The organism is Thermotoga sp. RQ7 (genome assembly GCF_000832145.1).
Lineage (GTDB): Bacteria > Thermotogota > Thermotogae > Thermotogales > Thermotogaceae > Thermotoga > Thermotoga neapolitana.
Window position 1 is genome coordinate 918,439 of record NZ_CP007633.1, and the last position, 12,665, is coordinate 931,103.

General features: G+C 47.2%; 13 protein-coding genes. 3 read left to right on the forward strand and 10 right to left on the reverse strand.

The window, feature by feature from the left end:
- Positions 1-36 precede the first annotated feature (36 nt).
- A complete protein-coding gene (aguA, locus tag TRQ7_RS04625; RefSeq protein WP_041844123.1) occupies positions 37-2,061 on the forward strand; it encodes a xylan alpha-(1->2)-glucuronosidase in 2,025 nt (674 codons plus the stop codon).
- Here the strand turns inward: aguA and TRQ7_RS04630 are convergent, their stop codons facing one another.
- From TRQ7_RS04630 to TRQ7_RS04665, 8 genes are all read right to left on the reverse strand, one after another.
- Entirely contained in the window at positions 2,062-2,541 is a 480-nt protein-coding gene (locus TRQ7_RS04630) for a carbohydrate-binding protein (protein WP_236681740.1), read from the reverse strand.
- Positions 2,542-2,697: 156 nt separating this feature from the next.
- Positions 2,698-3,762: an alpha/beta fold hydrolase gene (locus TRQ7_RS04635; RefSeq protein ID WP_015919136.1), complete on the reverse strand. Its 1,065-nt coding sequence runs from the start codon at positions 3,760-3,762 to the stop codon at positions 2,698-2,700.
- Positions 3,759-4,091, reverse strand: a complete 333-nt coding sequence (locus TRQ7_RS04640) for a hypothetical protein (protein WP_015919137.1) — start codon at positions 4,089-4,091, stop codon at positions 3,759-3,761. The genes TRQ7_RS04635 and TRQ7_RS04640 overlap by 4 nt, the downstream gene beginning before the upstream one ends.
- Positions 4,088-6,091 (reverse strand): ferrous iron transport protein B, encoded by a 2,004-nt coding sequence (gene feoB, locus TRQ7_RS04645; RefSeq protein ID WP_038066907.1) that lies wholly within the window; start codon positions 6,089-6,091, stop codon positions 4,088-4,090. Before feoB ends, TRQ7_RS04640 begins: the two co-directional genes overlap by 4 nt.
- On the reverse strand, positions 6,060-6,524 hold the full coding sequence (locus tag TRQ7_RS04650; protein ID WP_015919139.1) for a FeoA domain-containing protein: 465 nt from the start codon (positions 6,522-6,524) through the stop codon (positions 6,060-6,062). The genes feoB and TRQ7_RS04650 overlap by 32 nt, the downstream gene beginning before the upstream one ends.
- Positions 6,525-6,622: 98 nt before the next feature.
- Complete coding sequence (locus TRQ7_RS04655; RefSeq protein WP_015919140.1) at positions 6,623-7,555, reverse strand: DUF362 domain-containing protein; 933 nt, start codon at positions 7,553-7,555, stop codon at positions 6,623-6,625.
- 86 nt (positions 7,556-7,641) lie between these two features.
- Complete coding sequence (locus TRQ7_RS04660) at positions 7,642-7,860, reverse strand: hypothetical protein (protein ID WP_015919141.1); 219 nt, start codon at positions 7,858-7,860, stop codon at positions 7,642-7,644.
- A 65-nt stretch (positions 7,861-7,925) separates the two neighbouring features.
- A complete protein-coding gene (locus TRQ7_RS04665) occupies positions 7,926-8,480 on the reverse strand; it encodes a hypothetical protein (protein ID WP_041844124.1) in 555 nt (184 codons plus the stop codon).
- A gap of 83 nt (positions 8,481-8,563) precedes the next feature.
- Between TRQ7_RS04665 and TRQ7_RS04670 the strand changes: the two genes are divergently transcribed.
- Together TRQ7_RS04670 and TRQ7_RS04675 are read left to right on the forward strand one after the other, a co-directional pair.
- A complete protein-coding gene (locus TRQ7_RS04670) occupies positions 8,564-10,303 on the forward strand; it encodes an ABC transporter ATP-binding protein (RefSeq protein WP_041844125.1) in 1,740 nt (579 codons plus the stop codon).
- Between the two features lie 13 nt (positions 10,304-10,316).
- A complete protein-coding gene (locus TRQ7_RS04675) occupies positions 10,317-11,396 on the forward strand; it encodes an aminopeptidase P family protein (RefSeq protein WP_041844126.1) in 1,080 nt (359 codons plus the stop codon).
- On the opposite strand, the gene folK is transcribed toward TRQ7_RS04675, so the two are convergent.
- Together folK and folP are read right to left on the reverse strand one after the other, a co-directional pair.
- A complete protein-coding gene (gene folK, locus TRQ7_RS04680) occupies positions 11,380-11,844 on the reverse strand; it encodes a 2-amino-4-hydroxy-6-hydroxymethyldihydropteridine diphosphokinase (RefSeq protein WP_041844127.1) in 465 nt (154 codons plus the stop codon). The two genes, TRQ7_RS04675 and folK, sit on opposite strands and share 17 nt — an antisense overlap.
- Positions 11,829-12,665, reverse strand: coding sequence for a dihydropteroate synthase (folP, locus tag TRQ7_RS04685; protein ID WP_038066952.1), 837 nt, complete (start codon positions 12,663-12,665; stop codon positions 11,829-11,831). The genes folK and folP overlap by 16 nt, the downstream gene beginning before the upstream one ends.

Consider the following 12,665-nt stretch of genomic DNA (forward strand, 5'->3'; position numbering starts at 1 on the left):
CCGGGGGTTTTCAAAACTTCCAGGGAGGGAAAGAACGTGAATTACACGATGTGCTGGCTGGAGTACAGAAAACTTCCAGAGAACACCATTTCGAATTTGAAGGACTGGTTTTCGAGTGTTTCCATCCTGGAGTCCGACGCTTCTGCCCTGAAAAACGAGATCAGAGAATTCTCTGAAAAATCACTCGACATCACTCCAAGGTTTCACTCCAGACCTCTGAAAAAGAAAAAGTACATCATGATAGGATCTTTGGACTCTCTACCCTTCGGGATCGAAGAAGATCCCGGCGAAGAAGGGTTCATTTTGAGAACACAGAACTGGAACGGATCGAAGATTCTTGTTGTGACCGGAAAGACGAAGAGATCTCTCGTGTACGCTGTTTTCGATCTGATAAGAAGGATAAGACTCGGTGAGGATATAGAGAAAATGAATGTTCTGGAAAAGCCAAAGGCAAAGTTTCGTATGCTGAATCACTGGGACAATCTCGATGGATCGGTTGAAAGAGGATATGCGGGCAACTCCATCTTCTTCAAAGACAACAGGATCATCGTAAATCAGAGAACAAGGGATTACGCGAGGCTTCTTGCATCGATCGGCATAAACGGCGTGGTCATAAACAACGTGAACGTCAAGAAACAGGAAGTTTTGCTGATAGAGCCCGTTTACTTAAAGAAGTTGAAAAGACTGGCAGACCTTTTCAGAGAGTATGGGATCAGGCTGTACCTGAGTATAAATTTTGCTTCTCCCATGTACCTGGGAGGACTGGACACGGCCGATCCTCTCGATGAACGTGTGGCTCGCTGGTGGAGAGAAAAGGCAAGAGAAATATACGACTATATCCCGGATTTCGGAGGGTTCCTCGTGAAGGCCGATTCTGAGTTCAATCCTGGCCCACACATGTTTGGAAGAGATCACGCAGAGGGAGCGAACATGCTTGCAAGAGCACTTGCTCCGTTCGGAGGTGTTGTGATATGGAGGGCGTTCGTCTACAACTGTCTTCAGGACTGGAGAGATTACAAAACAGACAGGGCCAGGGCGGCTTACGACAATTTCAAACCTCTCGATGGTAAGTTCGACGACAACGTGATCGTTCAGATAAAGTACGGGCCGATGGACTTTCAGGTGAGAGAGCCCGTCAACCCTCTTTTTGGTGGTCTGGAAAAGACGAATCAGATTCTGGAGCTTCAGATCACTCAGGAGTACACGGGTCAGCAGATCCATCTGTGTTTTCTTGGTACCCTCTGGAAGGAAATACTGGAGTTCGATACGTTCGCAAAGGGGAAGGGTTCCTATGTGAAAAGGATCGTGGATGGAACCCTCTTTGGTCGAGAGAACAACGGTTTTGCCGGTGTTTCCAACGTCGGAGACAGTGTGAACTGGACGGGTCACGATCTGGCACAGGCCAATCTCTACGCCTTTGGAAAACTCGCGTGGAACCCAGACGAAGACATAGAAAAGATCGTTGAAGACTGGATAAGGCTCACCTTTGGAGACGACAGGAAAGTTCTGGGAAACGTCTCTTACATGCTTTTGAAATCACACAGAACTTACGAGAAGTACACCACTCCCTTTGGGCTTGGCTGGATGGTGAATCCGGGGCACCACTATGGACCAAATCCGGAAGGTTACGAATACTCGAAGTGGGGTACCTATCACAGGGCGAATTGGGAGGCGATCGGTGTCGACAGAACTTCCAGGGGAACTGGTTACACCCTCCAGTACCACTCTCCCTGGAGGGAAATATTCGACGACATCAACACATGCCCCGAGGATCTTCTTCTCTTCTTCCACAGGGTGAGGTACGACCACCGGTTGAAATCGGGAAAGACGTTGATTCAGGCGATGTACGATCTCCACTTCGAAGGTGTGGAAGAAGTGGAGAAGTTCATAAGAAAGTGGGAAGAATTAAAAGATAGGGTCCCGTACGATGTTTTTGAAAGGGTACGAGAGCGTCTACACACACAACTTGAACACGCAAAAGAGTGGCGCGATGTGATCAACACGTACTTCTACAGAAGAACTGGTATTCCCGATGAGAAGGGAAGAAAGATATACCCGTGATCAGATCGCTCCGCCTTCTTGGTTGTGTACAACTTCCAATTTGAGATTGTCTATGTAAAAATCAAGTGTTGCGGGCTCGCTGGCTTTGATGCCAAGAAGGTAGCTCTGAAGCTGAAGACTATTAAGATTGGGGACGGTCGTGGACCCTTCCACGGTCGTCCATGTGTTTTTGCTCAGCAGCTCCGTTGCTATTGGTGTGAGAGAGGTGCTACCAGAAGTTTCCTCGTAGATGTTCATGGTGATGGTTGCCTGGTCTTCTTTGATCTGAAGAACATCGATGGAGAAATGTACAGTATCACCTCCAAAGGCTTTTTCACCCAGTAACTCTTTGAGATCGAACCACACGCTGATGAAACCAGTGACGTCTGTTGAGGCGGGAGAGACATAAAGGACCGTTCCGTGGATGTCTGCTTCAGGGAGATTTTCTTCTTCTGCGGAGATGGTGCTGATTGTTGATTCCGGTGATTGATTTTCCACCACACTATCCAGCAGCTCCTCTTCCTGAACTGGGCTGAAGTCAGGTGGTGTTTGAAAAACAGAGGTTAGCATACAACCCGTTAACAAAATCCCGAATAAAAAAATGGAAATCAAAGTTGTTTTCATGATGATCCCCCCTTTCGTTCAAGAAATATTTTATCACTTTTCAATGATTCTCAAAAGCAGGTAAGACAGTCCTTCAAAAATTATATCTTTCTTTTTATACAGATCCTCGTGATCGGCGTTGAAAACAAGAGTGTTTCCACCGTAGGATGCGCTGACATAAGGAACCATCCCATCCGTCTTTTTAAATTCGTCTTTCAAAACGGATACGCTATCTGCCAGCAGTTTCAAACCAACGAGTCCCAGTGTGTCCCATGCGGATGTTGTGATCATGTTCATCAGGATTTCTGGAACGCTTTCGATACTGTCGAGAGGAATGATTCCCACAAGATTCACGAATGGCACTTTTGTGAAATCTTCCGGTTTTCTTCCCCAGAGGAGGAACTTGTATCCGGGTGCGTAAGTCACACTGAATCCTGCGTAGGAAACGAGTAAAGCTGCTCTGAGATTTTCTGCTTCTTTTCTGGAGACGAAGAGTTCCTCTTCGTATCGATCTGGATCGATGAACAGGATATCGGCCAGTGGGCTTCCAAGGTGTGGGGTGCCGGAAAAGACGATTCCTTTCACATTATCAGGCTTTTTACTTGCTATGTGCTCTGCCACCAGACCTCCCATACTGTGGGCGAAAATGATGATGTTTTGCATGTTCCTGGTCAGTTCGAGAAACCTCTCGGCCGATCTTTCAGGATCCGCCACCAGGGTTGGGTACACAAAGAGAAAAACGTTCACTTTCAGCCTTTCGCCTATCTCCTTGAAGACTTTCACGATCTCCTTTTTGTACGGTGTCATCTCCCCTGTGTACTCTCTGGCATCCATTCCGTGTATCACCACAAGGTTCATTGAAGAGTCAGCTTCGTAGACTTCCAACAATTTCTCCTCAGGTATTTTCCACTTTATCACCTTTCCAACGACCGTTGCGTTCGTCTCAAGAAGTGGTGGATTGTGTGGATCTATCGTTCCATCGTAGACCATCCTGAATATACACCAGTTTCCTGCGTAGTATTCCACCACATCGTACAGAGTGGGAGTGGATTCCAGAATCAGTTCAAAACCAAGTACCGACACACCGATCAATACGATCACGACGAAAAGAGGTTTCATCTTGACTTCACCTTTCCTCTCATCACCGTGAAAAGGGCCATCGCGCCGGTGAGAAAGAGAACGTAGTTTCCAGGTGTCAGTGTGATTTTTTCCTCACCGAGGAGTGGTCTCAAAAATCCCGTCAGATACTCAAGAAGACTGACTCCGGCAAAAAATAAAACTATGAGACTTCCAACGAACAGATGTGCTCGATATTTTTCTCTGGAGGTTTCGAACGTTCCATAGAGAAAAACCATCGAGACCACTCCCAGAAAAACGCCGAATAGGATGTCACTCTTCAAGTAAAGGATACCTGAAATCAATGTCAGAATGAACATCAGAATGTTCATGCCAGCATCACCACCATCTTTCCAGCGTAGAGCACGATCAGAGACAGCACGTACGCAACCGTCAGGGAGTATCCGATCGAAAAGAGTGTCCACTTCAGACTGCCCGTCTCGGAGTATATGGTTGCGATCGTTGCAAGGCAGGGAATGTACGCCATCACAAAGACAAGAAAGGCAATGGAGGTGACGGGATCCATCTCCAGAGAAAGTGCCTCTTTCGCCCCAAGGAGCGTTTCTTCTTCAAAACCGTAAAGCATCGCCATCGTAGAGACGATCACCTCTTTGGCCACAGCACCATAGAAGAGGGAGGTCACCACCTTCCAGGAGTATCCAAAGGGTTTGAAAATCCACTCCAGAGACTTCCCTATCATTGCGGAGAAACTCTTCTCAACGTCCCCACCTGCCGGGAAATAACTCAGAACCCATATGAGGACTGCCGAAACAAAGATGATCGTTCCGGCTTTTCTCAGAAAATGCTTCCCCCTGTTCCAGGTGTATATGTAGAGATTTCTGAAGGTGGGCATTCTGTACCTTGGAAGTTCCATTATCAGTGGAGAGGTTCTTCCTCTATAGAACAGCCAGTTTATGAAGACAGACGAAAGGAGTGTGACGAGGATACTCAGAGAGTAGATCAAAAACAGCATGGCAGCGGAAGATTTGGGGAAGAAAATTCTCAGGATGAGAAGGTACACGGGAAGTCTTGCACTGCAGCTCATGAACGGAGCGATGAGGATCGTAACGAGCCTTTCTTTCGGGTCGTCTATGGATCTGGTGGCCATGATGGAAGGCACGTTGCAGCCAAACCCAAGAATGAGTGACATGAATGCCCTCCCGCTCAGTTTGAACTTCTCCATGATCCTGTCCATCACGAAGGCCGCTCTCGGGAGGTACCCGCTCTCTTCCAGAAAGCCGAGTGCAAGAAACATCGCAAAGATGTTCGGAACAAACACCAGGACACTTCCCACCCCACCCACAATGCCGTCGGCGATGAGAGAGGTTATAGCGTTTTCTCCAAAAGTTGCTATCACGAAAGATCCGAGGTGTGAGAAGGCAAGGTCGAGAAGGTCTGCAAAAACCTGTGCTATATCGAAGGTGAATTTGAACACAAGATACATCAGGGCAAAGAAGAGGGGAAAGGCCAGGAATTTGTGTGTCAGAACGTGGTCTATCGCTTCCGACAGAGACAAAGGCTTTCCTTTCGCGTTGGAATACGCTTCTTTCACAATACTTTCGATGTACTCTCGCTTTTTCTTTGAGATGAGAAGACGGTAGGCTATTCTCTCTTCCTCACTCAATTCTGGAAGTCCAAGTTTCACTCCTTCATTGTAGAACTCCGGATCGCCCGAAAGGTATTTCAAAGCGAAGTACCTTGGGTTCACTCCAATCTTTTTCCCTCTCAGAACACTTTCGATCTGCGATATTTTCGATTCTACTTTTTCCTCGTACTTTATCACTATCCTGTGAAAAACATCGTTTTCCTCGTGGTACTCAACGATCCTATCTTTGAGTTTTTCGATTCCCTCACCGGTGACGGCGGAGGTGAAAACCACAGGTACTCCAAGGTGTTTTTGAAGTTCGTACCGATCGATTTTGATACCAAGTTTTCTGGCTTCATCTATGGCGGTAAGGACAAGGATCACCTTTTTTTCCATCTCGAGGATCTCAAGCAACAGATAGAGACTCTGCTCCGGGTTGACGGAGTCTGCAACGACCACAACAAGATCCGCGTCGCCTTTCAGGATGTAATCCCGTGCTATCTTCTCATCTATCGAGGAATATCCAAGGGAATAGGTTCCGGGAAGGTCAACCAGGTTTATTCTATAACCCCTGTGGGTGAAAGAGCCTTCTTTTTTCTCTACAGTCACTCCGGGCCAGTTCGCAACGTACTGTTTTGTGCCCGTTAGTGCATTGAACAAACTCGTCTTTCCAACGTTTGGACAGCCAGCGAGTGCAACCTTTACGGTGGCAGTTTCACTTTTGCGGGTCAGACTCTTCACCGGCATCATCGACCCTCCTCACCCAGATCTTCATGGCCTCTCCTCGCCCCAGTGGTATCTCTTTTCCTTCCATGTTGTACCTTCCCCTCAAAACCGATATCTTCTTTCCCTTTTCCACTCCAAGGGCTTTCATTCTGGTCAGAAACCTTCTTCCACCTTTCAAATCTGTGATTTCATAGATTCCATCTTCTGCAAGAAGAAGCGGCAATTCCTCAGACAGCACTTCCACTTCTATGAAATCCGCCTCTTTCTTTCTCAGGGTGATGTTCCTTTCTCCAATTCTGCAAACTATGGGATCACCGAAGGGTGCCACTCGAACGATCTCTATCTCTTCTTCCGGGATAAAACCCATACCCACGAGTTTCTCATTGAGTTCTCCAGGAATTTCCAGGCGTTTGATCCTTGCTCGAACACCCGGGATGAGTTTGGAAAGTCTCATCGACCTTCCTCCTTTTTGAGAATCATTCTCAACAATCTCGGAATAATTATATCATCAAATTTCCAGTATCTTCAATATATGCGTTTCTTATATAATGCCTATCGCAGGAAATTTCTGACAAGTTTTATGGCATCGTGGGGACACACTTCGTGACAGACGTAGCACCTTATGCATTTTTGATAATCAATCCTCTGGGAGGAGATGTCTATCGCCGAGGCGGGGCATCTCTCTTCGCACAGGCGACACTTCACACATTTTCCTGTGTCTATTCTGGGATACTTTACAAAGAATCTCGAAAAAGTTCTTGAAAGTCTGTCGAGCGTGGAAACGGTGGAAGGAAGTTCTATGGAAGCCTGAAAGTGGCCGACTGTTTCGTAATCAGGCACCAGTTTCCTCTTTCTTGAGTGTTTCACCGTGTAAACGAAGTGATCTACTCCCAGTGCCCTACAAACAGCCTCATCGAGTGCAAAGGCATTTCTTGAGACACCTACAACACCGAAGAATCTCTTTTTTCCGTTTGTGGGCCCGTTTCCTTCCATACCTTCAACCCCATCGAGGATCGTAAGAATCGGTGAAACGATGCGGTGAATGTCTATCAGAAGGTTTGCAAAGTCGTCGTAGTTCTTTGCCCTCATATGCCAGGAAGACTTCTCAAGTCCCACCACGCATCCGAAGGTGTTTTTCACACCAAGCGTCATCACCATCTGGGAATGGGTCTTAAGCTTTGGAAGGTTGACAACTTTGTCCGCTTCCAGCACTTTTCTTGAGATCTTTATCTTCTGGAATATCTCACCGTTCACTTCCACAGGATCGTCCAGAGGAACGCATGGAACCTTCAGTTCTGTGCAGACATCCTCAACACCTGTGACCCTGACCACCCTTTTGAAACTGCTGAAGGCGGGGCTGTCTCCCACGAAGGGCTTTGTTCCAAGATCGATCAGAAACTCAAGCACACCTTTTAGAATGAGAGGATGTGTTGTGACGGCTTCTTCTGGTCTTCTTGCAGAGATGAGATTCGGCTTGACAAGCACGCGATCTCCTGGAGAAAAAAGGTCTGAGAAGTGCTCGCTCAGAAATTTTTTGAGTTTCGAGTATGCATCTTCGTAGTTTTCTGCTCTCAGGAACCAGACCTTTTCCAGAGAATTTCCCTCCCGTCTCTTATGCTCTCAATTCCCGGTGGAATATTCAGACTTTCTTCCTTCAAGATCTCTTTAATGAGATCCCTGGGCAGAGCCGTCTCTATCCATATCTCGGAGATGTCCACATCCTTCAAATCCCGAACGGCTATTCTCTGTAGAGCCTTTTCAATACCTTTTATATATTTTTCTTTGTCCAAACCCCATCACCTGCCCAAAACAAAGGGGGCAAACGCCCCCATATTTTCTCCGTGTTGAATGTGTATCAGAAGTTGATCTCGAAGTTGGCTCCCACAGGAACGGCTATGACACTGTTTTTACCATAGATCCTCATCTCAACACCGGCACCGAACCCTACAATGAAGTCCTCAAAGTACCTTGTGTAGTTCGCTCCTGCTCCAAAAACCCATCCGACTCTGTCAAAGGCAATTTTTTCCATTGGCCAGCTGGCACCACCGAATCCTCTTATGACGATCTTGGACTCCCTGTCGAGTTCAACGGAGTACTTGAAGACAGCGAAGAGATCAAGGGCGTTTTGGCTGGGTGTACCATCTGTCGAAATAAGAGGAGATGCTTCAGAGTTAAGAAGCCAGGCAAAGCCAAGGCCAAGCCCCAGATCCAGATTTTCTGCTACAGGATAAGTGAGGTCCAATCCAAAGTCCAGATAATTAGCGGCTGTAGCCTCAACGGTCGTTGGTGTGGAAGAAACGTTAACAGCGAAGTTATAATTTCCAAAAACCGTGACCTTCAGGTCCTCCATTGAGAAGGCGAACAACCCTGCTGCAACCACTGCCAGAAGAAACACAAGAAACTTTTTCATGCTGTCTCCCTCCCTGTAATAGATTTTTCACGTTCAATTATAGCACACGAAAGTGGTAAAATATCAAGTCAGAGGTGGTGAGTTTGAGTCCGGAGAAATTTCTGCTGAGATACGCAGGAAAATACTGGTACCTTTTTCTTGTGGGAACCGTTCTGTCGCTTGCCCTCACAGTACTGGAGATTCTTCCACCCCGTCTCATGAAAACGGCGATCGACACCTTCCTGACTGGAAAGGGTCTGACGATCACCGAGCGTTTCCAGGGAATTGTTACGACCGCTTTCATCATACTGGGAATAAGAGGGCTTTCCTTTCTCTTTGGCTTCGCCAGCACTTACGTAACAGGATACGCCGGAGCAAAGATCGTACTTCTTATGAGAAGGGATGTATTTTCCCACGTTGTTTCTCTTCCCTACTCTTTCTTCACGAAGATACCTTCCGGTGTAGTCACCACCAGAATCGTCAACGACACTCAGAACATCCAGGAGTTTTTCTCCTCTGTCGTCACGAGTGTGATCATGGATGTTCTTCTGCTCGGGGCTGTGGTTTTTTCTCTCGTTCAGATCAGCAGGGAGCTCTTTGGTCACGTTTACTACCTTCTTCCGATTATAGCCATCTCGATACTGCTTTTCAGATACTTCGATAGAAGGGCTTACAGAAAAGTCAGAACCAACCTTGCCCGCCTCAACGCCTTTCTGGCAGAACACATAGCGGGTGTGAACATCATAAAGATCCTGAATCTCGAAAAACACAAAGAAGAAGAGTTCTCTCACGTTTCGGAGGCTTATTACAGGTCCCTGATGGAGCAGCTCTATGTCTTTGGAATCTTCAGGCCTCTCATGGACTTCCTCTATTTTCTAGGAGTCAGTCTGGTCATATGGTACGGTGCCAGATACATCGCAGATCGCACCCTGGGTTTTGGGGCCCTTTATGCTTTCGTTTCTTACCTTGACATGTTCTTCAGGCCGCTCAGGGATCTCTCTGAAAAGTACGATATAATACAGAATTCCATGGCATCCTCTGAGAAGATTCTGAACCTTTTAAAGGAAGAGAAGGAAACGGTGGGAGATCCGAATGGTCCCGGCCAGATTTCAAAAGGACTTCTTCGTTTTGAAAAGGTCTGGTTCTCCTACGATGGTGAAAACTGGGTCTTGAAAGACGTTGATCTGGAGTTCCATCCTGGAAAGCTCTACGCCATTGTTGGAGAAACGGGTGCAGGAAAGTCCACTCTGATGAGTTTGATAAACGGCCTCTACATTCCTCAGAAGGGAAGGATACTCATCGATGAAATACCCTTGCTTGCGTACAATCTGAAAGTTGCCAGAAGGCAAATTGCTGCAGTTCCTCAGGATGTGATGCTTTTCAGTGGAACGATACTGGATAACATCAGGCTTTTCGACGAGAGAATACCGGAAAAAGAGGTCCTAAGAGCCCTGGAAAGGGTGCACGCAATGGATATAATCGAAAGGCTACCGGGAGGAATTCACTACGAGATCGTGGAGAGGGGAACCACTCTATCGGCTGGAGAAAGACAGCTCATAGCTCTCGCACGGGCGGTGCTGTTCGACGCGAAGATCTTCATCCTGGACGAAGCCACAAGCAACGTGGACGTGATAACGGAGATGAAGATACAGGAATCCCTGAGAGAACTCTCAAAAGAAAGAACGGTGATAATGATAGCCCACAGGCTTTCAACTGTAAGGGACGCAGACGAGATAGTGGTGATTCATAATGGCAGAGTAGTGGAAAAAGGTACTCACTCCGAACTGCTCGGAAGAAAAGGTGTGTATTACAGGCTCTATCGGATCCAGTTTGAAAACGTCTGAGGAGGGAAACAAAATGGAAAGAGCAGACAGGGCGATGGAACTGGCTATGAAAAAAGGAGCGGATGCCTTTCTGATCGTGAACGTCGAAAACTCCTCGAGGGCTTCTTCAATATACTTTTCTGGTTTCACAGGGTCCTTTTCCATCATTCTGATCTCTGAAAGCGCAAGACTCCTCATCACCGATCCGAGGTACACCAGCCAGGCCAAGCAGGAAACTGATTTTGAAGTCCGGGAGGTAAAAGACGGTGATTTCATCGGAGTTTTGAAAAACGTGGTGAAGGATCTCAACATAAAGGTGATCGCCCTTGAGGAAGAAAGGCTTTCTCTTTCCATGTTCAGAAAGATCTCAACCGCTCTCGGAAAGAGAAAGTTCATTGGTTTTGATGACGAGGTGAAGAGCCTGAGAATGATCAAAGACGAAAAAGAGATCGAAAAAATCAAGCAAGCGATAGAGATATCTGAGAGGGCCTTCCTTGAGACGATCCAGCAGATAAGAGCAGGAACGACGGAAAAGGAAATAGCCGCTCTTCTTGAGTACACGATGAAGAAAGAAGGGGCGGAGAAAACGGCGTTTGACTCCATCGTGGCTTCCGGGTGGCGTTCTGCCCTGCCTCATGGGAGGCCAACTGAAAAGGTCGTTGAAAGAGGAGACGTGATCGTCATCGACTTTGGAGCAGTTTACGAGAACTACTGTGCTGATATCACACGCGTCGTCTGCATAGGTGAACCCTCTGATCGAGTGAAAGAGATACACGGAATCGTTCTCGAGGCTCAGGAAAGAGCACTGAAGAACGCAAAGGCAGGACTGACGGGAAAACAGCTCGACTCGTTCGCAAGAGAGTTTATCGTTGAGAAAGGATATGGGGAGTTCTTTGGACACAGTCTGGGACATGGAATAGGTCTGGAGGTCCATGAAGGACCGGCGGTGAGTTTTAGAAACGAGTCTTCCCTTCCCGAAAATGCGGTCGTCACCATAGAGCCCGGAATCTATCTGGAAGGAGAGTTCGGCATAAGGATAGAGGAGGATGTGGTTCTGAAAGAACAGGGGTGCGAAATCCTCACCACTCTGCCGAGATCTATATTCGTTGTTTGAGTTCTATCAGCAGTTCTTGCACGGTCTTTTTCAAAACAGGATGAACGAGGTCCGGAGCTATTTCGCTCAGGGGTTCCAGAACGAAGAGTCTGTTGTGAGCGTCAGGATGTGGTATGATCAATCCTTCCTCGTTCACGATGAGATTTTCATAGAACACGATATCGAGGTCTATCACCCTGGGGCCCCATTTGACCGTTCTGACCCTTCCCATTTCTCTTTCTATCTCAAGAAGAGTGTTAAGAAGGGTTCGGGGTGAAAGATCTGTTTCCACAAGGCACACAGCGTTCAGAAACTTTGGCTGATCGGTGTATCCATAGGGTTCCGTTTCAACGAACGAGGAGAGTTTTTCGATATACATGCCGCGTTCTTTCATCTTCACAATGGCTGTTTTCAGGTTCATCTCTCTGTCTCCCAGGTTGCTTCCGAGTGCTATCACCACTTTCGCCAGAGTATCGCCTCCATCATTTTTACGACTCTTTTGTTCGGTAGCACATCGTGTACTCTGAGGATATCAACACCTTTCATCGTGCAGTAAGCAGTGACGGCAAGGGTGCCTTCCAGTCTTTCTTCCGGTGGAACGTTTCCCATCGTGATGCCTATAAAAGATTTTCTCGAGGCACCAACGAGCAGAGGAAAATCGAATTCTTTGAATTCGTCTATCCTGCGCAAAATTTCCAGGTTGTCCTCGTATCTCTTGCCAAATCCGATGCCAGGATCCAGCACGATCTGGTCCACACCATTTTCCTTGAGATAGTCTATCTTTTCCTGGAAGTATCCTTTTATTTCCTCCACGACATCTTCGTAGAAGGGATTTTCCTGCATCGTTTTCGGCGTTCCCTTGATGTGCATGAGAACGTACGGTACCCTGTTGTTCGATGCAACCTCCACTATCTCGGGTTCGAACTGGAAACCACTGATGTCGTTGATGATGTCGGCTCCTGAATCTATGGCTTTCAAAGCGATCCTCCATCTGTAGGTGTCCACGGATATCGGTACATCCGTTACGGATCTGATCGCTTTTATCACGGGGATGACCCTGTTCATTTCCTCTTCTTCGTCGACGGGATCCGAGCCAGGTCTGGTGGACATTCCGCCAACATCTATTATGTCGACTCCTTCTTTCACCATCTTCTTTGCCGCTTCAACGGCCTCCAACACACTCTGTTTCCTTGAACCTGCGTAGAAAGAATCCGGTGTAACGTTTATTATGCCCATGATCAGCGTTCTGTCGAATACAAGTTTTCTCTCCCATGGAGTCGTGTAAATCAT